Raw genomic sequence first — 20,921 nt, 5'->3', positions numbered from 1 at the left:
GACTGTGTGCCAGATGAGGGGAAGGAAGATCATGCGCGCATCCCGGAGAGAGCGGTCCGGCAGACGCCCCGCTCGGGGCCGCCTCGCCGCCCTCGGAGTGGCCCTCGCCCTGCTGACCGGGGCGTGCGCGGGCGGCACCACGGGGACCGGCGGCGCCCCGCAGACGTCCCCGGCGTCCGCGAGCGCGCGGGCCGCCGCGGCCGCGGAGCAGCTCGCGAAGAACACGGTCGTACCGCTCGAAGGCGCGCCCCCGGCACCGGAGCTGCCGGTCACCGTCGACTCCTCCGACGGCCGCCGGGTCACCGTCTCCGACGCCTCGCGCATCCTCCCGCTCAACGGGGGTGTCGCGGAGACCGTGTTCACGCTCGGGCTCGGCGACCGGGTCGTCGGCCGGGACATCACGGCGACCTTCGAGGAGGCGAAGGAGCTCCCCCAGGTCACCAGGGCGCACGACGTGAGCGCGGAGAGCGTGCTGTCGCTGCGGCCCACGGTCGTGCTCGCCGACACCGACACCGGGCCGAAGGAGGCCGTGCAGCAGATCCGGGACGCCGGGATCCCGGTCGTCGTCCTCGACCCGGCGACGAAGCTGTCCGACGTCACCACCCGCACCACCCGGATCGCCGAGGCCCTCGGGGTGCCGGAGGCGGGCCGGGCGCTCAACCGGCGGATGAGCGACGACCTGGCGGCGGCCCGCGCGGCCGTGCCGGAGGGCAGCCGGCCCAAGGTCGCGTTCCTGTACATGCGCGGCAGCGCGGCCGTCTACCTCATCGGCGGCAAGGGCTCCGGCGCCGACTCCCTGCTCGCGGCGGCCGGCGCGGTGGACGCGGGCACGGCGGCGGGCCTGGACAAGCCGTTCACCCCGATCACCACCGAGGCGCTGGCCCAGGCGCAGCCCGACGTCATCCTGATGATGACCAAGGGCCTGGAGTCGGTCGGCGGCATCGACGGCCTCCTCCGGATCCCGGGCATCGCCCAGACCCCGGCCGGCCTGAACCGCCGGGTCGTCGACCTGGAGGACGGCGTGCTCCTCGGCTACGGCCCGCGCACGCCGCTCGTCATCGACCTCCTGGTGGACCGGATCCATCAGGGTGTCGGTTAGCAGAGGGGGTCGGCCGGCAGAGGTGGTCGGCCGGCAGAGGCTATCGGCTTGAAAAGGCGGTCGGCCGGCAGAAGGGCCGGCTAGAAGACGTAGGCGTCCACCTCGGCCAGGTAGCGGGCCCGCCGCTCCTCGTCGTCCTCCAGGAAGGAGGCGGTGAAGGAGTTGCGGGCGAGTTCGCGCAACCGGTCCTCGCCCAGGCCCAGGGTGCGCCGTACGGCGTCGAAGTTGTCGCCGGCGTAGCCGCCGAAGTAGGCCGGGTCGTCGGAGTTCACCGTGCACAGCAGCCCGGCGTCGAGCATCGCCGGCAGCGGGTGGTCGGCGAGGGTGTCGACGGTGCGCAGCCGGACGTTGGACAGCGGGCACAGCGTCAGCGGGATCCGCTCCCGCACCAGCCGCTCCACCAGCGCCGGGTCCTCCATGCACCGCAGCCCGTGGTCGACGCGCTCCACGCCGAGCACGTCGAGGGCCTCGGTGATGTACTCCGGCGGCCCCTCCTCCCCCGCGTGCGCCACCCGCCGCAGGCCCAGCGCCGCGGCGGCCTCGTACACCTCGCGGAACTTCACCGGCGGGTGCCCGACCTCGGCGGAGTCCAGGCCGACGCCGGTGATCCGGTCCAGGTACGGCCGGGCCGCCTCCAGCGTCTCCAGCGCCGACTCGGCGGACTCGTCGCGCAGGAAGCACAGGATCAACCGGGTGGAGACGCCGTGCCGCTCCTCGCTGCTGCCGAGCGCCCGCCACAGCCCCTCGACGACGGTGCCCATCCCCACGCCCCGGGAGAGGTGGGCCTGCGGGTCGAAGAAGATCTCGGCGTGCCGCACGCCCTGCTCGGCGGCCCGGGCGAGGTAGGCGTCGGCCAGGTCCTCGAAGTCCCGCTCGGTGCGCAGCACCGCCATCAGCTCGTAGTACAGGTTCAGGAAGGACTGGAGGTCCTCGAACCGGTACGCCTCGCGGAGCGCGTCCGTGTCGGCGTACGGCAGGGCGACGCCGTTGCGGGCCGCGAGCGCGAACGCCAGCTCCGGCTCCAGGGTGCCTTCGATGTGCAGGTGCAGTTCAGCTTTGGGGAGGGGCATCAAAGCATGGTACGGGGGTTTTACCGCCGTTTCGGAACCGGCACCCGGAGGAGGTCGTGCGCCACGGTCAGCTGGCCCTCGTACCCGGCCGCCCGCGCCTGCCGCTCGAACTCCTCGGGATCGGAGTAGCGCTGGCTGAAGTGGGTGAGCACCAGATGCCGTACGCGGGCGTCCCGCGCGACCCCCGCCGCCTGGCCGGCCGTCAGGTGGCCGTGTTCGATGGCGAGTTCCCTGTCGTCGTCCAGGAAGGTCGACTCGATGACGAGCATGTCGCAGCCGTCGGCGAGCGCGTGCACCCCGTCACACATCCGCGTGTCCATGACGAACGCGAAGCGCTGTCCGCGCCGCACCTCGCTGACGTCCTCCAGCGACACCCCGCCGATCGCCCCCTCCCGCTGGATCCGGCCGACGTCCGGGCCCTTGACGCCGTGCGCGGCGAGCAGGTCGGGCAGCATACGGCGGCCGTCGGGCTCGACGAGCCGGTAGCCGTACGACTCGACGGGGTGGGAGAGCCTGCGGGCCTCAAGGGTGTAGGTGTCCGTGACGGCGAGGGGTCCGTCCGTGTCGACGGGCGCCTCGGTGACGCCGACCGTCTCACGGTAGGCGGTCGCGTACCGCAGCCGGTCGAAGAAGCGCTGGCCGGAGCGCGGGTAGTGCGCGGTGACCGGGTGCGGCACCTTGTCCAGGTTGACGCGCTGGATGACGCCGGCCAGGCCGAGGCAGTGGTCGCCGTGGAAGTGCGTGACGCAGATCCGGTTCAGGTCGTGGGCGGCCACCCCGGCGCGCAGCATCTGGCGCTGGGTGCCCTCGCCGGGATCGAAGAGGAGGCCCTCGCCGTCCCAGCGCAGCAGGTAGCCGTTGTGGTTGCGGTGCCGGGTCGGGACCTGGCTGGCGGTGCCCAGGACCACCAGTTCACGGACGGACACGGCGGCCTATCCGGGGGGCCAGTGCAGGCCCCGGCCGCCGAGGACGTGCGCGTGGGCGTGCCAGACGGTCTGTCCGGCGCCGCTGCCGGTGTTGAAGACGACGCGGTAGCTCTCCAGGTTCTCCTGGTCGGCGACCGCCTGCGTCTCGCGCAGGACGTCCGCGGCGAGCTGCGGCGCCTCGGCGGCGAGGGCGGCGGCGTCCTGGTGGTGCGCCTTGGGGATCACCAGGACGTGCGTGGGCGCCTGCGGGTTGATGTCCCGGAAGGCGAGGGTCGTCTCGGTCTCGCGCACGATCGTCGCCGGGACGTGCTTCTCGACGATCTTGCAGAACAGGCAGTCGTCCTGCGGCTCACCTGACATGCGGCCTCCTCCGGGTGGTGATCGCGTACGGGGGCATGCTATCGCCGTCGCCCGGCGGGCAGGGGGCGGTGTGCTCGGCCTGGGGGGCCGGTCGACGCATGCCCCCGTCGCCCCGGCGGCGGGTGCCGGTCGTGCACTGCGGGCCGTGCGGGGCCGGGCGCGCAGTTCCCCGCGCCCCTTCACGGCATGCGCGCGCCCTGGGGCACCGGTTGACGCATGCCCCCGTCGCCCCCGGGCGGGCGGGCGGCCGTCGTGCACTGCGGGCCGTGCGGGGCCGGGCGCGCAGTTCCCCGCGCCCCTTCACGGCATGCGCGCGCCCTGGGGGGCCGGTCGACGCATGCCCCCGTCGCCCCGGCGGCGGGTGCCGGTCGTGCACTGCGGGCCGTGCGGGGTTGGGCGCGCAGTTCCCCGCGCCCCTTCACGGCATGCGCGCGGCCTGGGTCGCCGGTCGACGCATGCCCCTGGCGCCCCGGGCGGGCGGGCGGCCGTCGTGCACTGCGGGCCGTGCGGGGCCGGGCGCGCAGTTCCCCGCGCCCCTTCACGGGGTGGGTGGGGCTCACGGCAGTGTGGGGGGTGTTTTGGCGGGGGTCTGTTCCAGGGTGGCCAGGGCCAGGCGGATCGCCTCGTCGAGTTGGGGGTCGCGGCCCGCCGCGTGGTCCTGCGGGCGGATGACCACCTCCACGTCGGGGTCGACGCCGTGGTTCTCCACGCCCCAGCCCTGGCCCTCCAGCCAGATCGCGTACTTGGGCTGGGTGACCAGTGTGCCGTCCACCAGGCGGTAGCGGCTGTCGATGCCGATCGTGCCGCCCCAGGTCCGGGTGCCGACCACCGGCCCGATGCCGAGCGCCTTGACCGCCGCGTTGACGATGTCCCCGTCCGAGCCGGAGAACTCGTCGGCGACGGCGACGACGGGCCCCCGGGGCGCGTCCTCGGGATAGCTGGACGGCCGCATCCCGCGCGGCACGTCCCAGCCGACGATGCGCCGCGCCAGCTTCTCCACCACCAGCTGGGAGGTGTGCCCGCCGCGGTTCTCCCGCACGTCGACGACGAGCCCCTCGCGGGCCACCTCGACGCGCAGGTCGCGGTGGATCTGCGCCCAGCCGGGCGCCTGCATGTCGGGCACGTGGAGGTAGCCGAGCCGCCCGCCGGACTTCTCGTGCACGTACGCCCGGCGGTCCGCGACCCAGGCGTGGTAGCGCAGCGGCTCCTCGTCGTCGACCGGGACGACGACGGCGTGCCGCGGCTCGCCCCCGCCGGACGGCGAGATCGTCAGCTCGACGGCCCGGCCCGCCGTACCGACGAGCAGCGGTCCGGGCCCGGTGACCGGGTCCACCGGATGCCCGGCGACGGCGACGATCGCGTCACCGGCGCGCACGGCGACCCCGGGTGCCGCCAGCGGGGAGCGGGCGTCGGGGTCGGAGGTCTCCGCGGGCAGGATGCGGTCGATGCGCCAGCCGCCGTCCTCGTGGCGGGAGACGTCGGCGCCGAGCAGGCCCTGGCCGGCGCCGTGGCCGCGGCCGCCGGCCGGGACGACGTAGGCGTGCGAGGTGCCGAGTTCGCCGTGCACCTCCCACAGCAGGTCGACCAGGTCGTCGTGGGTGGCGATGCGGTCCAGGACGGGCCGGTAGCGGTCCAGGACGCCGTCCCAGTCGACGCCGCCGAGGTCGGGCCGCCAGAAGTTGTCCCGCATGACGCGGCCGGTCTCCTCGTACATCTGCCGCCACTCGGCGGCCGGGTCGACCGTCTGGCGGACGCGGCCGAGGTCGACGGTGACGTTGGTGTCGCTGTCCTCGTCGCCGGAGGCGCGCCGGTCGGCGGGAACGACCCTGAGCTTGCCGTCGGACCACAGCAGCAGCCGCTTGCCGTCGCCGCTGACCTCGAAGCCGTCGACGTCGGCGGCGAGGTGTTCCAGGCGGTGCTGGGCGAGGTCGTAGCGCTCCAGCTCGGTGTGCGGGTCGGGGGCGTCCGGCGTGGCGCGGGAGGCGCCGAGGACCCCGCGCACCGGATGGCGCAGCCACAGCACGCCGTCCTTCGCCGCGCGCAGCCCGGAGCAGCGGCCCGCCTCCACCGGGAACGGGATGATCCGGTCGGCGAGCCCCTCCAGGTCGACACGGGTCGCCGGGGTGCCCTCGCTGTCGGGGGTCTCGTCCTTGTCGGACGTCTCGAAGGGGCGGCCGTGCCGCTGCGGGCCGAACGGCGAGGGCGTGGTGGCGGCCAGGGTGATCAGGTGCGGCCGGGCGCCCGCGACGAAGGAGAGGTCGAAGGCGTGCTGGTCGTAGACGGGGTCGAAGGCGCGCGTGGACAGGAACGCCAGGTGCTTGCCGTCGAGGGTGAAGGCGGGCGCGTAGTCGCGGAAGCGCAGCGGGGTCGCCTCGGTGACCGACAGGTCGGTGGTGTGGGCGAGCTTGATCTGGCTGAGCGGGCGCGGGCCGGGGTGGGACCAGGCCAGCCAGCCGGAGTCGGGGGAGAAGACCAGGTCGCCCACGTCACCGTCCTCGCTGCGGTCGACCTCGCGGACCTCGCCGGTCTCCCGCTCGACGAGCAGCAGCCGCCCGTCGTGCGCGGCGACGGCGGCACGGCTGCCGTCCGGGGCCATGGCGAGCTCCAGGACCCGGCCGAGCCGTCCGCCGGCCAGCCGGCGCGGCGCCGCCCCCGGGGCCGGACCGGTGGCGGGGGCGAACTCCAGGGCGTCCTCGCCCTCGGCGTCCGTCACCCACACCACCCACTCCTCGCCGTCCGCGCGGAAGGTCCGCGGCAGCCGGGCCCGCACCCCGGGTTCGGCGGCGAGCGCGCGGGCGGGCCCGGAGCGGTGGGTGACCCAGTGGACGGCGCCGCGCACCTCGACGGCGCTGCCGCGCGCCGTGTGGTCGGGTGCGGCGGACCCCAGCCAGCGGGCGGCGCTCACCGGGTACGGCCGCCGGTCGGTGCGCTGCCCGCCGAGCCGCACGTCGAGCCGGCGCGGCTCGGCGCCGTCGAGGTCGTCGAGGACCCACAGCTCGCCGGCGCGGACGTAGACGACGCGCCGGCCGTCACCGGCGGCGTGCCGGGCGTAGAAGCCGTCGAGAGGGGTGTGCCGCCGCAGGTCCGATCCGTCGGCGAGGGAGGAGTACAGCGCCCCGGTGCCCTCGTGGTCGGAGAGGAACGCGATCCTCCCCCGCTCCCGGCTTCCTTCGAGCGGGTCGCCCCCCGTCCCCACCCACACCGGGTCCTCGATGTTGCCGTCGAGGTCGTCGTGCAGCCGTACGAACTCGCCGGCGCCCTCCCCGTCGTGGGCGTCCCGCTCGATCCACAGCCTGCCCGCCGTACCGCCCCGGTAGCGCTTCCAGTGGGCGGCCTCGCGGCCCATGGACACGGTCAGCAGCACGGTGCGCGGTCCGTGGGCGACGGCGCCGACGGGCCCGTACGGCAGGGTGGTCGCCGGTCCGCCGTCGAGCGGGACGGCGCGCGCCCAGGTGCGGCGCGTGCTCGCCTGGTCGTGGGAACTGAGCACCAGGACCTGGCCGTCGGGGGTCCAGCCGCGCACCTGGGTGCGCCAACTCCCCCAGTAGGTCAGCCGGGTTGCGGGGCCGCCGTCCACCGGCGCGACGTGCACCTCGGGGGCGCCGTCGCGGGTGGAGGTCCAGGCGACGGTGGTGCCGTCGGGCGAGATGCGGGGCAGGGAGACCGGCACGTTGTCGGCGCTGACGCGCCAGGCGCGGCCGCCGTCGAGGGGCGCGAGCCACACGTCGTCCTCGGCGGTGAAGGCCACCGACTCGCCGTGCAGGTGCGGGAAACGGAAGTACGCAGCAGGCGTCGCGGACTGTGTCACCCGATCACTCTAGGCAAGGGCGGGTGCCGCCGACAGGGGTACGGATCGTTCCCGCGCCGCTCACGCCGGCGCGTGACCTGTCGTACCGTCACTTCCCTTGTGCGGGGCCGCAGTCGCCGCCGTCCTGGCACCAGAGGGTGCGCGTGACGGTCACGGTGACCGTGGGCCGCCCCGGCTCCGCGGGCTGCGCGGGCTGCGTGGGCTGCGTGGGCTGCGCCGAGGCCGGCGGGTCGACGGGCGAGGGCGTCGCGGAGGCGCAGTCGCCGAGCCCGGCGACCCGGAACAGCTGCCTGTCCCCCACGACCGCCCGGAGGTCCCCGCGCACGCAGGAGCCGTCGACCGCGCGCGTGACCTGCCCGTCGACCGTGATGTCCCGTCCGTCGCCGGTCTCGCCCTCGCAGTCGACGGAAGCGACGGAGGCGACGGTCTCCGCGCCTGAGCCGCCCGTCCCACCGTCGCCGTACTCGCCGGTGCACGTCAGCCACCGCACGTCCACGTCCCGCCGTTCGATCTCGGCCGTCGCCGTCTCGTCGGTCGTGTACGCCACGCTCGTGGCACTCAGTCCGCCCGGCTCGCACGCCGCGACCCCGCCCACGGCCACGGCCGCGAGCCCCGCGACGGCCGCCGCGCGCAGCCGGTACGGCCTGCCGTGCCCGCGTGTGTACGGCAGGCCGTGCGGCCGGAGCCGGATCCGTCCGGAAACCCCCATGCGGGGCAGCCTGCCACCGTCCCGGCGGCCGCGGTAGGGCACATACCGCCACTCGTCACCCGCCCCCTACCGTGTTCCCGCCAGCCCCTCCCGCCGCGTCCGCACCCCCGCGCCGACCGGGCGGGCGGCGCAGGCCGGACAAGCGGCGCAGGCCGGGCGGGCGGCGCAGGCCGGACAAGCGGCGTCGGTCAGGACAAGCGGCGTCGGTCAGGACGAGCGGCGTCCACCGGCACCGGCACCGGCGCCGTCCGTCGGGACAGGCGCGGCCCGCCGGATCGGCGCCGTGCGTCAGGACCAGCGGCCGGTGCGGCCCAGGACCAGGGCGGCGGCGGCCGTACCGGCGGTCGACGTCCGCAGCACGCTCCGCCCCAGCCGGTACGCCTTCGCGCCGGCCTCCTCGAAGAGTGCCAGCTCGTCCGGGGAGACGCCCCCTTCGGGGCCCACGACGAGGACGATCTCGCCCTCGGCGGGGAGCGGGACGGTGGCGAGGGGCTCGCTGCGGTAGTCGCGGTCCTCGTGGAGCACGGCGGCGAAGTCGGCCCGCGCCAGAAGGGCCGCGACCTGCCGGGTGGTCGCCGCGTCGGCGACCTCGGGGAAGCGGACCCGGCGGGACTGCTTGCCGGCCTCGCGCGCGGTGGCCCGCCACTTGGCGAGCGCCTTCAGCCCGCGTTCGCCCTTCCACTGGGTGATGCAGCGGGAGGCCGCCCAGGGCACGATCGCGTCGACGCCGGTCTCGGTCATCGTCTCGACGGCCAGTTCGCCCCGGTCGCCCTTGGGCAGTGCCTGCACGACGGTGATCCGCGGCGACTGGGGCGGCTCCTCCACCACCTCGGCCAGACCGACCGTCAGCCGGTCCTTGCCCTCGGCGGCGAGGACCTCGCCGTGCGCCCAGCGGCCGGCCCCGTCGGTGAGGACGACCTCCTCGCCGGGCCGCAGCCGCTTCACCGACACGGCGTGCCGGCCCTCGGGTCCGTCCAGCACGAACTCGGCCGGTGCGGGCGGCAGTTCCTCGACGACGAAGACGGGCGCGGTCATCGTCCGCCGCTCCCGCCGGCCGCGCCGGCCGTCATCGCCGCCCGTGCCGCGTCCAGTTCGGCCGCCAGCACCTCCACCAGCTGCCCGGCGGGCAGTTCGCGGGCCATGCGGTGGCCCTGCCCCGCCCACAGGGCCATGCCCTGCGCGTCGCCCGCCTTGGCAGCCGCCTTGCGCAGAGGCGACGTGAGGTGGTGGACCTCCGGGTAGGCGGCGGGCGCGTACGGGCCGTGCTCGCGCAGGAAGCGGTTGACCAGGCCGCGGGCCGGGCGGCCGGAGAAGGCGCGGGTCAGCGCGGTGCGGACGAACAGGGGGTTCGTCAGCGCCTGCTTGTGCACGGCGGCGGCGCCGGACTCGGGGGTGGCGAGGAAGGCCGTGCCCAGCTGGGCGGCGCTGGCGCCGGCCGCGAGGACCGCGGCGATCTGGCTGCCCCGCATGATGCCGCCGGCCGCCACCAGCGGCAGCCGCACGGCCTCGCGGACCTGGGCGGTCAGCGACAGCAGGCCGATGCCGGAGCCGTCGTTCTCCGGGGCGTCGCGGTGGGTGCCCTGGTGGCCGCCGGCCTCCACGCCCTGCACGATCACCGCGTCCGCGCCGGCCCGTTCCACGGCCACGGCCTCCTCGGCGGTGGTCGCGGTGACCAGCGTGAACGTTCCGGCGCGGCGCAGCGAGGCCAGCACCTCCGGGGTGGGCACGCCGAAGTGGAACGACACCACCGGCACCGGGTTGTCCAGCAGCACCGCGATCTTCGCGTCGTAGCCGTCGTCCCGGCCGCTGTCCGGGTCGCCCAGTTCCGTCGCGTACCAGGAGGACTCGCCGGCCAGCTGGTGGGCGTAGACCTCGACGGCGCCGGTCTCTGCGTAGGGGGGCTGCGGCATGAAGACGTTCATGCCGAAGGGGCGGGCGGTCAGCCCCCGCATCTGCTTGATCTCCTGGTACATGCCGTCGGCGGTCTTGTACCCGGCGGCCAGGAACCCGAGCCCGCCGGCCTCGGACACGGCGGCGGCGAGCTGCGGAACGGAGACGCCGCCCGCCATGGGCGCCTGCACGATCGGGTACGGGAAGAGATCGGTCAGTGCGGAGGACATGACGGCATGTTGTCACGTCCCCCGGACAAGTCCGAATCGGCCTTCCCCACGGCACCTCTTCAGCAGGGGCCGCACAGTCAGCCCGTCTGGGGGTGCCCCCTCCGGGGGAGTTTGAGGACAAGGCCCGTCCAGGGCCGAAAAGGGGGTCCGGGGGCAGAGCCCCCGGGGACGGGACGGGACGGGAAGGGGCGGCGGGGGCGGAAAACCCCCGACGCCCACCCCCCGTCACCGCCCGTTGAACGCGTCCTTCAGCCGCGAGAACAGCCCCTGCTGCCCCGGCTGGAACTGCCCCTGCGGCCGCTCCTCACCCCGCAGCTTGGACAGCTCGCGCAGCAGCCGCTCCTGCTCCGGGTCCAGCTTCGTCGGCGTCTGCACCTCGACGTGCACGATGAGGTCCCCGCGGCCGCCGCCGCGCAGATGCGTGACGCCGCGCCCGTGCAGCGGGATCGACTGGCCGGACTGGGTGCCGGGCCGGATGTCGACCTCCTCCAGGCCGTCCAGCGTCTCCAGCGGCACCTTCGTGCCGAGGGCCGCCGCGGTCATCGGGATCGTCACCGTGCAGTGCAGGTCGTCGCCGCGCCGCTGGAAGGTGTGGTGCGGCAGCTCGTGGATCTCGACGTACAGGTCACCGGCGGGACCGCCGCCCGGACCGACCTCGCCCTCGCCGGCGAGCTGGATGCGGGTGCCGTTGTCGACACCGGCCGGGATCTTGACCGTGAGGGTGCGCCGCGACCGGACGCGTCCGTCGCCGGCGCACTCCGGGCAGGGGGTGGGGACCACGGTGCCGAAGCCCTGGCACTGCGGGCAGGGGCGCGAGGTCATGACCTGGCCCAGGAAGGACCGCGTCACCTGCGACACCTCACCGCGCCCGCGGCACATGTCGCACGTCTGGGCGGTGGTGCCCGGCGCGGCGCCCTCGCCGTTGCAGGTGGAGCAGACGATGGCCGTGTCGACCTGGATGTCCTTGGTCGTGCCGAAGGCCGCCTCGTCGAGCTCGACCTCCAGCCGGATCATGGCGTCCTGGCCCCGGCGGGTGCGCGAGCGCGGGCCGCGCTGGGACGCCGTGCCGAAGAACGCGTCCATGATGTCGGAGAAGTTGCCGAAGCCGCCGGCGCCGAAGCCGCCCGCGCCACCGCCGCCCGCCTGCGAGAGGGGGTCGCCGCCGAGGTCGTAGACCTGCTTCTTCTGCGGGTCCGACAGCACCTCGTAGGCGGCGTTGATCTCCTTGAACCGCTCCTGGGTCTTCGGATCGGGGTTGACGTCCGGGTGCAGCTCGCGTGCGAGCCGCCGGAAGGCCTTCTTGATCTCTTCCTGCGACGCGTCGCGGCGCACGCCGAGAACGGCGTAGTAGTCCGTGGCCACTTACGACTCCGCCAGGATCTGTCCGACGTACCGTGCCACTGCGCGTACCGCTCCCATCGTTCCCGGGTAATCCATGCGGGTCGGTCCGACCACGCCGAGCTTGGCGACTGCCTCGCCGCCCGAACCGTAGCCGACCGACACCACGGAAGTGGAGTTGAGTCCCTCGTAGGCGTTCTCGTGGCCGATGCGCACGGTCATGCCCGAATCGCCCGCCTCGCCCAGGAGCTTGAGGAGCACGACCTGCTCCTCCAGGGCCTCCAGGACGGGCCGGATGGTGAGGGGAAAGTCATGTCCGAAGCGGGTGAGATTGGCGGTGCCGCCGATCATCAGCCGCTCCTCGTTCTCCTCGACGAGGGTCTCCAGCAGCGTGGAGAGCACCGTCGAGACCGTGCCGCGGTCCTCCGCCTCGAAGGCGTCGGGCAGGTCCTCCACCAGCCGCGGCACGTCCGCGAAGCGGCGGCCCGCGACCCGGCTGTTCAGCCGCGCCCGCAGGTCCGCCAGCGAGGACTCGCCGAACGGCGCCGGGCAGTCCACCATCCGCTGCTCGACCCGGCCGGTGTCCGTGATGAGCACGAGCATCAGCCGGGCGGGCGCGAGCGACAGCAGTTCCACGTGCCGCACGGTGGACCGGGTCAGGGAGGGATACTGCACGACGGCGACCTGCCGGGTGAGCTGCGCGAGCAGCCGTACCGTGCGGGCCACGACGTCGTCGAGGTCGACGGCGCCGTCGAGGAAGTTCTGGATGGCCCGCCGCTCGGGGGCCGTCATCGGCTTGACGCCGGCCAGCTTGTCGACGAACAGCCGGTAGCCCTTGTCGGTGGGGATGCGCCCGGCACTGGTGTGCGGCTGGGCGATGAACCCCTCGTCCTCCAGGGCGGCCATGTCGTTGCGGACCGTCGCCGGGGAGACGCCGAGGTTGTGCCGCTCGGTGAGCGCCTTGGAGCCGACCGGCTCCTCGGTGCCCACGTAGTCCTGGACGATGGCCCGCAGTACCTGGAGCCTTCGTTCACTCAGCATCGCGCGCGCACCTCCAGTCGATCGTCCCCTGGCGCTCTGCCTGGCACTCTTCACTTCCGAGTGCCAGCGTTCCCCGGCCAGTGTACGGCGGTGGGGTACACCCGCGGCAAGGTCGGTTCCGTGGCGGCTCTCACGGGCGGGCCGTCACCGCTAGCGTCGCGGTATGACGGTGACTTGGGAAGAGCTGGGGTGGGAGCGGGTCGCGGCCGGGGTCGGGCGGTGCCGGCTGCCGGGCTGGGACTGCACGGCGGGGCTGGTCGTCGGGGCCGGCGCGGCCCTGGTGGTCGACGCGGGGTCGAGCCTCGCGGAGGGGGCTCGGCTGCGGATGCGGGCGGAGGAACTGGCCGGCGGGCGTGTGACCCATCTCGCGCTCACCCATCCCCACTTCGACCACGTCTTCGGGGCGGCGGCGTTCGCGGGCGCGGAGGTGTACGCGGCGGTGGGCGCGGAGACGGTGCTGACCCGGCGGGGGCGCGGGGCCGAGGAGCTGCGGGCGGACGCGGTGCGCAACGGGCTCGACGAGACGGCGGCGACGGAGGCCGTGGACACGCTCGTGCGCCCCCGCCACCTGGTGTCCGGGGAGTGGACGCTCGACCTGGGCGGCGGCCGGCAGGTGCTGCTGGCGAACCTGTCTCCCGGGCACACGGCCCACGATCTGGCGGTCCTGGTGCCGGGCTCGCCGGAGGTGGTGTTCTGCGGCGACCTGGTCGAGGAGTCCGGCGATCCGCAGGCCGGCCCCGACGCCGTGCCGTCCCACTGGCCGGCCGCCCTGGACCGGCTGCTGGACCTCGGCGGGGCGGACGCCCTGTACGTGCCCGGTCACGGGGCGGTGGTGGACGCGGCATTCGTGCGGCGGCAGCGGGACGAGCTGGCGGCGCGTTTCGGCGTGTCGTGAGCCGTCGGGGGCACTTCGGGCCGCGGCTTCTCCTATCGTCATCCGAATGCGCCAGTACTCCGCCGATCTGACCCCTCCCTGGAAGAAGCAGCAGCCGGTCCCCGAGGTCGCGGCGGAGCCCGGCCTGGTGGTGGAGGAGCCCGGCACCGGTTTCTGCGGCGCGGTGATCCGCTGCGAGGCGGGCACGGTCACCCTGGAGGACCGCTTCGGCAAGCACCGGGTGTTCCCGCTGGAGCCGCGGGGCTTCCTTCTGGAGGGCAGGGTGGTGACCCTCGTGCGGCCCGCCTCCGGGCCCGTACGCCCCACCCGCACCGCGTCCGGCTCGGTCGCCGTGCCCGGCGCCGGCGCCCGGGTGGCCCGCGCCGGCCGCATCTACGTCGAGGGCCGGCACGACGCCGAGCTGGTCGAGAAGGTGTGGGGCGACGACCTGCGGATCGAGGGCGTGGTCGTGGAGTACCTGGAGGGCGTCGACGACCTGCCGTCGATCGTGGCGGAGTTCGCGCCGGGGCCGGACGCGCGGCTGGGCGTACTGGTGGACCACCTGGTGCCGGGTACGAAGGAGTGGCGGATCGCGCGGTCGGTGACGAGCGAGCACGCGCTCGTGGTCGGCCACCCGTACATCGACGTCTGGGAGGCGGTGAAGCCGTCGTCGCTGGGGATCGCGGCCTGGCCGCGCGTGCCGCACGGGCAGGACTGGAAGACGGGGGTGTGCCGGGCGCTGGGGTGGCCGTCGGAGAACACCGGGGCGGTGTGGCAGGCGATCCTGAAGCGGGTGGGGTCCTACAAGGACCTGGAGCCGGAGCTGCTGGGGCGGGTGGAGGAGCTGATCGACTTCGTCACGGCAGGTGGTGACGCCGGACTCCGGTAAGGGTTCCGAACTCGCTGGTGTCCAGTTCGAGGCCGAGCGGTTCCAGCGGAAGAGGGTCACCGAACTTCGTGATGCGCTGCGCTCGATAGTCAGCGATCTCGCCCACACCGACGGGTTCGCTGAGCAGAACGCAGTGCGCGACGATCGGGTCGATGATCAAATAAGCAGGAATCCTGCCCGCCGCGTAGATGGACCGCTTGACCCCGTAGTCCCGGTCGACGCTCGTCTTGGACACCACCTCGACCACCAACGTGATCAACTGGGACGGCAGCAGACGCCCTGAGCCCGGGGCAACACCTCGCTCCAGCACCAACAGGTCCGGCACCGGCTCACTGGCCTCGTCGAGGATGTCCACATCCGTCGTCTGGAGCCGTTCCCAGTGCTTGCGCGGGATCTGGTCCTGGACATCGGCCACGATCCGGTTGTGCACCAGATCGGGAGTGGCCATCATCACGATTTCCCCCCGGAGAAGCTCGACCTTGACGCCCTCCGGAGGCTCGAACTCCTCGAAGAACCTGGTCATCCCGCGCTCGTCCACAGCGGTCATCTCCGTGGCCCTCCACATCCGCCGCGTCCTTTTGGCGGCAGCCTACGAACCAGGTTAGGGAGCGAACCCCCGTTCCGCAGGGATTCACTCGCCGGGGTGATCAGTCCACCAGGTCCCGCACCACCGCGTCCGCCAGCAGTCGCCCGCGCAGGGTCAGCACCGCGAACCCCTCCCCGTACGGGCCCTCCTGGAGCAGCCCGTCCGCCAGCGCCCGGCGTGCCGCCGCGAGGCCCGCCTCCCGCAGCAGCGGCAGCGGCACGCCCTCCCGGAGCCGCAGCTCCAACAGGATCCGCTCCACCCTGCGGTCCTCGTCCGACAGCAGCTCCCGCCCGGCGCCCGGCGACCGTCCGTCCGCCAGCGCCGCCGCGTACGCGCCCGGATGCTTCACGTTCCACCAGCGCACACCACCGACGTGGCTGTGCGCGCCGGGGCCCGCGCCCCACCAGTCGGCGCCCCGCCAGTACAGCTCGTTGTGCAGGCAGCGGCCCGCTTCCGAGGTAGCCCAGTTCGACACCTCGTACCAGTCGTAGCCCGCGGCCGACAGGGTCTCCTCTGCGATCAGGTAGCGGTCGGCGTGCACGTCGTCGTCGGTCATCGGGACCTCGCCGCGGCGGATGCGGCGGGCGAGCTGCGTGCCTTCCTCGACTATCAGGGCGTACGCGGAAATGTGGTCCGGGCCGGCGCCGAGGGCCGCCTCCAGGGAGGCCCGCCAGTCGTCGTCGGACTCCCCCGGGGTGCCGTAGATCAGGTCCAGGTTGACGTGCTCGAAGCCGGCCCCGCGGGCCTCCGCGACACAGGCCTCGGGCCGTCCGGGCGTGTGGGTGCGGTCCAGCACCTTCAGCACGTGCTGCCTGGCGCTCTGCATGCCGAAGGAGATCCGGTTGAAGCCGCCCCGGCGGAGGATGTCCAGGTAGGCCGGGCCGACCGACTCCGGGTTCGCCTCCGTCGTGACCTCCGCGTCGGCCGCGAGCCCGAACTCGTCCCGGATCGCGCCCAGCATCCGCACCAGGTCGCCGGCGGCCAGCAGGGTCGGCGTACCGCCGCCGACGAACACCGTACGGACCTCGCGCGGGTCGTCGCCGAGGACCTTGCGGGCGAGGCGGATCTCGTCGATCAGGGTGTCGGCGTAGTTGTCGCGGGAGGCGAGGACACCGCCGGTGCCGCGCAGCTCGGTGGCAGTGTAGGTGTTGAAGTCGCAGTACCCGCAGCGGGTCGCGCAATACGGGACGTGCAGGTAGAACCCGAGGGGGCGGTCGGCGGCCCCGGCGAGCGCGGACGCGGGCAGCGCGCCGTCGACGGGGACGGGCTCGCCGTCGGGGAGAGCGGAAGGCATGTCTTCCATTGTCCCGTACGGCCGGGGCGGGCCGCGTCGGGCGCGGGCGCCCCCATCCGCGGGCGTCCCCGTCCGCTGACACCGTCCGCCGACGCCGTCGGCTGCGGACGCCGTCGGCCGGTGCGCGCCGTCGGCCGGTGCGCGCCGTCGGCCGGTGCGCGCCGGAAGGGCCACCGGCGCTGCTCCGGGGCGGGCGGAGCGGGGCCGGGGCAGGGCAGCGCTCCGGGCGGGTCGGCCGGGGACTGGGCGGGCCGGGGCGGGGGCCGGGGGCCGCGCCGGCGGTTCGGGCCGCCCGGGTCACTCCGCCTGGAGCACCAGCAGGGCCAGGTCGTCCTCGGGCGGCTCGTCGCCGAAGTCGTGGACGAGGCGGCGGATGCGGTCGGCGATCAGGTCGGCGCCGAGGCCGGCGCAGCCGGAGAGCGCGGCGGCGAGGCCGTCGCCGTCGTCGAACTGGCGGGAGCCGGAGCGCCGTTCCGTGACGCCGTCGGTGACGCACAGCAGGCTGTCGCCGGGCCGCAGGTCGAGGGTCTCGCTGATGTAGGTGGCGTCCTCGATCACCCCGAGGAGGGTCTGCGGCTGCGCGGCCGTGGTGACGCCGCCGTCGGGGCCGAGCAGCAGCGGCAGCGGATGGCCGGCGGAGGCGAGGGTGCAGCGGACGCCGCCCTCGAAGGGGGCCAATTCGCCGTAGAGGAGGGAGAGGAAGCGGGTCTGCGGGCCGTCGGCGGGGCCCGCGGGGCCGACGAAGGCGCGGGCGGCGGCGTCGGCGGCCTCGGTGGCGTCGTCGAGGAGGAGCTGGTTGAGGCGGTCGAGGACGTCGGCGACGCCGTAGCCCTCGCGGGCCAGCAGCCGCAGCCAGGGGCGGGCCAGGCCGATGACGACGGCCGCCTCGGGGCCCTTGCCCTGCACGTCGCCCACGGCGAAGCACCAGCGGCCGTCGCCCGCCGGGAACAGGTCGTAGAAGTCGCCGCTCGGCCCGCCCTTCTCGCGCGGCTCGTGGACGAGGGCGCTGCGCAGCCCGGGGATCTGCGCGACCGCGCCGGGCAGCAGTCCGCGCTGGAGGACGGCGCTGATGGTGGCCTGCCGGGCGTACTGGCGGGCCGCGCCGATGGCGAGCGCCACCCGGCGGCCGAGGTCCTCGACCAGTCCGGTGACCTCGTCGGGGAAGCGCAGCAGCCCGACGCGCCCGATGACGAGCGTGCCGAGCGGGCGGCCGCCGGCGACCAGCCGGTAGGCGAGGGCGGCGCCCTGCGGGCCGAGCCCGGTGTCCGGCCAGGGGTGGGCGGCGGGCCCGGAGCGCAGGCCGTCGGACGGGAGCGGCGGGTCCTTCTCCATAGCCCGGCGGAGTTCCTCGACGTGGTTCTCGCTGACGTGCCAGACACCGGACAGCCACGGACCGGGCCCGCCCGCGCCACCACCGGGAGCGCCGTTGCCGCCGGCGGAGGCGCCCTCGCCGGCGCCGCCCCAGCCGCCTCCGCCGCCCGGGTGACCGGACGTCCAGCGCCCGCTGACCTCGTCCTCCAGCCACACCGCGCACCAGTCCGCGAGGCGCGGCACGATCAGCTGCCCGGTGAGCGAGGCGACCATGTCCTCGTCGAGCTGCCCGGCGAGCAGGTCGGAGGCCTCGGCGAGGAAGGACAGGGCGCCCCGGCCCAGCCAGTCGTGGTCGCGCGCGGAGGGCCGGGGATCGGGGGCGAGGGCCCCGGCGAAGGCGAGCGAGGCGGCGGGGGCGCCGGTGGCGGCGGTCGCGCGGGGCTGCGCGGGGTCCCCTTCGTCGAGCACCACTCCGGGCAGCAGCCGCGCCCACACGGTCTTCGTGCCCCTGCGGTACGTCACTCCCCAGGCGTCGGCCAGCGCGGCGACCAGGCGCAGTCCCCGGCCGTACTCGGGAGTCTCGGGGGCGGACTCGGCGGTGCCGTCGCGGGGGGCGCGGGAGGGATGGTGGTCGGTGACCTCCACGACGACCGCGCAGCTCTCGGGCTCCGTCTCGAGCCGACAGACCAGGTCGACGTCGGTGCCGGCGTGCACGACGGCGTTGGTGACCAGTTCGCTGACGACGAGTACGGCCCCCTCACCCAGGTCCTGGGCGAGGGGGCCCGTGAGGCCGAGGTCGGTCCACTCCGCCAGCGCGGCGCGTACGAGGTCGCGGGCGGCGCCGGGCGCGAGCGAGCCGCCGGACAGGGTCGCGTGCCTCGCCGGTTGTCCACCCCCGTGCGCGGGCGCACCACCGGGCCGGGACGCGGTCTCACGTTGCGTCGGAATGGCCCCCATGGGCAGCTCCCCGGACGGTCGGACGACGGTGCTCGGTATGCAGACAGTTCACGCCTGAACCAATGCCGACAGAGTGACAGACCGACCCCGCCCCTAAGCAACGAGTTACCGAAGTGGGCCGTGATGAGGGAGAACAGTGCTTCGTAAGTGGTCGAAGGCTGGCCGTTCCCGACCGGATCTCCGATCACTGCGCCCACTTCCGCACAGCGGCCCGACGCGGGACACCGTGGCCCTGGGCGGGACAGCGCAGTCCTGCGCAGCCCTGCTCGGGACACCGCGGAGCCCTGCTCAGGACCTCGCAGCCCGACGCGGGATGCCGCGGCCCGACGCGGGACACCGCGCGGGCGGCCACCGCACCCCGGTGGCCGCCCGCCCTCTTCCCTCTTCTCCCGTCCGTCGCCGTGGCCGGCTACGCCTCGCGCGCCCCCGCGTACATCTCGTCGATCAGCTGCTTGTACTCCCGCTCCACGACCGGCCGCTTCAGCTTCAGGCTCGGCGTGATCTCACCGTGCTCCACGTCCAGGTCGCGGGGCAGCAGCCGGAACTTCTTGATGGTCTGCCACCTCTGGAGCCCCGCGTTGAGCTGCTGGACGTACCCGTCGACGAGGGCGACCGTCTCGGGCGCGGCCACCACCTGCGCGTACGTCTTCCCGCCGAGCCCGTTCTCCTCGGCCCAGGCCAGGATGGACGGCTCGTCGAGGGCGATCAGCGCCGTGCAGAAGTTCCGGTCGGCGCCGTGGACGAGGATGTTCGAGACGTACGGGCACACCGCCTTGAACTGCCCCTCGACCTCGGCCGGCGCGATGTACTTGCCGCCGGACGTCTTGATGAGGTCCTTCTTGCGGTCGGTGATGCGCAGGTAGCCGTCGGGCGAGAGCTCGCCGATGTCACCGGTGTGGAACCAGCCGTCCGCCTCCAGCACCTCGGCGGTCTTCTCGGGCAGCCCGTGGTAGCCCTCCATGACGCCGGGGCCGCGCAGCAGGATCTCGCCGTCGTCGGCGATGCGCACCTCCGTGCCGGGCAGCGGCTTGCCGACCGTGCCGGTGCGGTACGCCTCGCCGGGGTTCACGAAGGAGGCCGCCGACGACTCGGTCAGGCCGTAGCCCTCCAGGATGTGGATGCCGGCGCCGGAGAAGAAGAAGCCGATCTCCGGCGCGAGCGCCGCGCTGCCGGACACGCACGCCCGCAGGTTCCCGCCGAACGCCTCGCGGATCTTCGCGTACACGAGCGCGTCGGCCACCTTGTGCTTGGCGCCGAGCCCGAACGGCACGGAGGCCGTCCCGGTGCGCCGGAAGTTGTCCTGCGCCACCTTGGCGTACTCGCGGGCGACCTCCGCCGCCCACTGGAAGATCCTGTACTTGGCGGCGCCGCCCGCGCGGGCCTTGGCGGCGACGCCGTTGTAGACCTTCTCGAAGATGCGCGGCACGGCCGCCATGTACGTGGGCCGCACGACCGGAAGATTCTCGATGATCTTGTCGACGCGGCCGTCGACGGCCGTGACGTGACCGGCCTCGATCTGGCCGGAGGTGAGGACCTTGCCGAAGACGTGCGCCAGCGGCAGCCACAGGTACTGCACGTCGTCCGCGGTGACCAGCCCGGTCGCGGCGATCGCCTTCGCCATGTACGACCAGTTGTCGTGCGGCAGGCGCACGCCCTTGGGGCGGCCGGTGGTGCCGGAGGTGTAGATGAGGGTGGCGAGCTGGTCCCGGGTGATCGCGCCGACCCGCTCCTCGATCAGCCCCGGATCCTGCTCCAGACGAGCCGCGCCGCGCTTCTCCAGCTCGTCGAGGGTGAGGATCCAGTCGGCGGTCTCCACGTTCTCCAGACCCGCCGGGTCGACGACGACGACGTGGGCCAGGTCCGGCAGCTCGGCGCGCTTCTCCACCGCCTTCGCGAGCTGGGCCGCGTCCTCGGCGATCAGCACCCGGCTCTCGGAGTCGGAGAGGATGTACGCCGATTCCTCGGCGTTGGTCTGCGGATAGACGGTGGTGGTGGCGGCCCCCGCGCACATGATGCCGAGGTCGGCGAGGATCCACTCGATCCGGGTGGAGGAGGCGAGCGCCACCCGCTGCTCGGGCCGGACGCCCAGCTCGATCAGACCGGCCGCGATGGCGTACACCCGCTCGGCCGACTGCGCCCAGCTCAGCGACTTCCAGTCGTCCGGCCCCTGGCCGGCCGGGCCCGGTACGGGGTAGCGGTACGCCTCCGCGTCCGGCGTGGCCGCCACGCGCTCCAGGAAGAGGCCCGCGACGGACGGCGGACGGTTCTCGATCAGTGTCTGTGTGTCGCTCACGACATCCTCCGGGGCCCGCGACGGTGCGGCTGGCTCAGTGCGACGGTCGTCTGACTCTGTTGTCTGGCTCGGTCGTCTGACTCTGTTGTCTGGCTCGGTCGTCTTGCTCGGTCGTCTTGCTCTGTGGTCCGACTCTGCTGTCCGGCTCTGTTGTTTAACTCGCGAGTAACTAGCGAGCAGGGTTCAGGGTAAGGGGCGGCCGCCCGGCACGTAAGGGGCCACGTACTGTCACTTTGTACAAGTCAA

16 protein-coding genes are annotated in these 20,921 nt (G+C 74.2%); 3 read left to right on the top strand and 13 right to left on the bottom strand.

Annotated elements, in window-relative coordinates; genetic code table 11:
• Positions 1–31 precede the first annotated feature (31 nt).
• A complete protein-coding gene (locus ACZ3KJ_RS02405) occupies positions 32–1,099 on the top strand; it encodes a heme/hemin ABC transporter substrate-binding protein (protein WP_467523948.1) in 1,068 nt (355 codons plus the stop codon).
• Between the two features lie 80 nt (positions 1,100–1,179).
• Here ACZ3KJ_RS02405 and ACZ3KJ_RS02400 read toward each other — a convergent pair whose 3' ends face one another.
• The 9 genes from ACZ3KJ_RS02400 to hrcA form a co-directional block, all read right to left on the bottom strand.
• Complete coding sequence (locus tag ACZ3KJ_RS02400; RefSeq protein WP_467523947.1) at positions 1,180–2,169, bottom strand: adenosine deaminase; 990 nt, start codon at positions 2,167–2,169, stop codon at positions 1,180–1,182.
• 20 nt (positions 2,170–2,189) lie between these two features.
• Positions 2,190–3,095, bottom strand: coding sequence for a ribonuclease Z (locus ACZ3KJ_RS02395; RefSeq protein WP_467523946.1), 906 nt, complete (start codon positions 3,093–3,095; stop codon positions 2,190–2,192).
• Positions 3,096–3,101: 6 nt separating this feature from the next.
• A complete protein-coding gene (locus ACZ3KJ_RS02390; protein WP_467523945.1) occupies positions 3,102–3,455 on the bottom strand; it encodes a histidine triad nucleotide-binding protein in 354 nt (117 codons plus the stop codon).
• Between the two features lie 556 nt (positions 3,456–4,011).
• The gene (locus ACZ3KJ_RS02385; RefSeq protein WP_467523943.1) at positions 4,012–7,263 is read right to left on the bottom strand and encodes a S41 family peptidase; all 3,252 of its coding nucleotides are present in this window, start codon (positions 7,261–7,263) and stop codon (positions 4,012–4,014) included.
• Positions 7,264–7,351: 88 nt separating this feature from the next.
• Positions 7,352–7,972, bottom strand: a complete 621-nt coding sequence (locus tag ACZ3KJ_RS02380) for a hypothetical protein (protein WP_467523942.1) — start codon at positions 7,970–7,972, stop codon at positions 7,352–7,354.
• A gap of 288 nt (positions 7,973–8,260) precedes the next feature.
• Positions 8,261–9,007 carry a 16S rRNA (uracil(1498)-N(3))-methyltransferase gene (locus tag ACZ3KJ_RS02375; RefSeq protein ID WP_467523940.1) on the bottom strand — a complete coding sequence of 249 codons (747 nt, stop codon included), beginning with the start codon at positions 9,005–9,007 and terminating at the stop codon, positions 8,261–8,263.
• Positions 9,004–10,092: a nitronate monooxygenase gene (locus ACZ3KJ_RS02370; protein WP_467523938.1), complete on the bottom strand. Its 1,089-nt coding sequence runs from the start codon at positions 10,090–10,092 to the stop codon at positions 9,004–9,006. The genes ACZ3KJ_RS02375 and ACZ3KJ_RS02370 overlap by 4 nt, the downstream gene beginning before the upstream one ends.
• 225 nt (positions 10,093–10,317) lie before the next feature.
• Entirely contained in the window at positions 10,318–11,454 is a 1,137-nt protein-coding gene (gene dnaJ, locus ACZ3KJ_RS02365; RefSeq protein ID WP_467523936.1) for a molecular chaperone DnaJ, read from the bottom strand.
• Positions 11,455–12,471 (bottom strand): heat-inducible transcriptional repressor HrcA, encoded by a 1,017-nt coding sequence (gene hrcA / locus ACZ3KJ_RS02360; protein WP_401697008.1) that lies wholly within the window; start codon positions 12,469–12,471, stop codon positions 11,455–11,457.
• 163 nt (positions 12,472–12,634) lie between these two features.
• Between hrcA and ACZ3KJ_RS02355 the strand changes: the two genes are divergently transcribed.
• The gene (locus ACZ3KJ_RS02355; protein ID WP_467523935.1) at positions 12,635–13,366 is read left to right on the top strand and encodes an MBL fold metallo-hydrolase; all 732 of its coding nucleotides are present in this window, start codon (positions 12,635–12,637) and stop codon (positions 13,364–13,366) included.
• Positions 13,367–13,412: 46 nt separating this feature from the next.
• Positions 13,413–14,234: a DUF3097 domain-containing protein gene (locus ACZ3KJ_RS02350; protein ID WP_467523934.1), complete on the top strand. Its 822-nt coding sequence runs from the start codon at positions 13,413–13,415 to the stop codon at positions 14,232–14,234.
• On the opposite strand, the gene ACZ3KJ_RS02345 is transcribed toward ACZ3KJ_RS02350, so the two are convergent.
• The 4 genes from ACZ3KJ_RS02345 to ACZ3KJ_RS02330 form a co-directional block, all read right to left on the bottom strand.
• Positions 14,203–14,781, bottom strand: a complete 579-nt coding sequence (locus ACZ3KJ_RS02345; RefSeq protein ID WP_467523932.1) for a Uma2 family endonuclease — start codon at positions 14,779–14,781, stop codon at positions 14,203–14,205. The genes ACZ3KJ_RS02350 and ACZ3KJ_RS02345 overlap by 32 nt on opposite strands.
• 100 nt (positions 14,782–14,881) lie before the next feature.
• Complete coding sequence (gene hemW / locus ACZ3KJ_RS02340; protein WP_467523930.1) at positions 14,882–16,114, bottom strand: radical SAM family heme chaperone HemW; 1,233 nt, start codon at positions 16,112–16,114, stop codon at positions 14,882–14,884.
• Between the two features lie 297 nt (positions 16,115–16,411).
• Entirely contained in the window at positions 16,412–18,382 is a 1,971-nt protein-coding gene (locus ACZ3KJ_RS02335; RefSeq protein WP_467523928.1) for a SpoIIE family protein phosphatase, read from the bottom strand.
• Positions 18,383–18,791: 409 nt separating this feature from the next.
• Positions 18,792–20,675 (bottom strand): AMP-dependent synthetase/ligase, encoded by a 1,884-nt coding sequence (locus ACZ3KJ_RS02330; RefSeq protein ID WP_467523927.1) that lies wholly within the window; start codon positions 20,673–20,675, stop codon positions 18,792–18,794.
• Positions 20,676–20,921: the final 246 nt, after the last annotated feature.

The organism is Streptomyces sp. NPDC003248, from assembly GCF_055563235.1.
Note: the sequence above shows the minus strand (reverse complement) of the source record. Positions and strands in the feature narration are given on the sequence as shown.

Bases quoted from the DNA above. Each gene is read 5' to 3' on its own strand.
- ACZ3KJ_RS02405 (WP_467523948.1), top strand. From the start codon at position 32: ATGCGCGCATCCCGGAGAGAGCGGTCCGGCAGACGCCCCGCTCGGGGC.
- ACZ3KJ_RS02400 (WP_467523947.1), bottom strand. From the start codon at position 2,169: ATGCCCCTCCCCAAAGCTGAACTGCACCTGCACATCGAAGGCACCCTG.
- ACZ3KJ_RS02390 (WP_467523945.1), bottom strand. From the start codon at position 3,455: ATGTCAGGTGAGCCGCAGGACGACTGCCTGTTCTGCAAGATCGTCGAG.
- ACZ3KJ_RS02380 (WP_467523942.1), bottom strand. From the start codon at position 7,972: ATGGGGGTTTCCGGACGGATCCGGCTCCGGCCGCACGGCCTGCCGTAC.
- ACZ3KJ_RS02375 (WP_467523940.1), bottom strand. From the start codon at position 9,007: ATGACCGCGCCCGTCTTCGTCGTCGAGGAACTGCCGCCCGCACCGGCC.
- ACZ3KJ_RS02370 (WP_467523938.1), bottom strand. From the start codon at position 10,092: ATGTCCTCCGCACTGACCGATCTCTTCCCGTACCCGATCGTGCAGGCG.
- hrcA (WP_401697008.1), bottom strand. From the start codon at position 12,471: ATGCTGAGTGAACGAAGGCTCCAGGTACTGCGGGCCATCGTCCAGGAC.
- ACZ3KJ_RS02355 (WP_467523935.1), top strand. From the start codon at position 12,635: ATGACGGTGACTTGGGAAGAGCTGGGGTGGGAGCGGGTCGCGGCCGGG.
- ACZ3KJ_RS02350 (WP_467523934.1), top strand. From the start codon at position 13,413: ATGCGCCAGTACTCCGCCGATCTGACCCCTCCCTGGAAGAAGCAGCAG.
- ACZ3KJ_RS02345 (WP_467523932.1), bottom strand. From the start codon at position 14,781: ATGACCGCTGTGGACGAGCGCGGGATGACCAGGTTCTTCGAGGAGTTC.
- hemW (WP_467523930.1), bottom strand. From the start codon at position 16,114: ATGCCTTCCGCTCTCCCCGACGGCGAGCCCGTCCCCGTCGACGGCGCG.
- ACZ3KJ_RS02335 (WP_467523928.1), bottom strand. From the start codon at position 18,382: ATGGGGGCCATTCCGACGCAACGTGAGACCGCGTCCCGGCCCGGTGGT.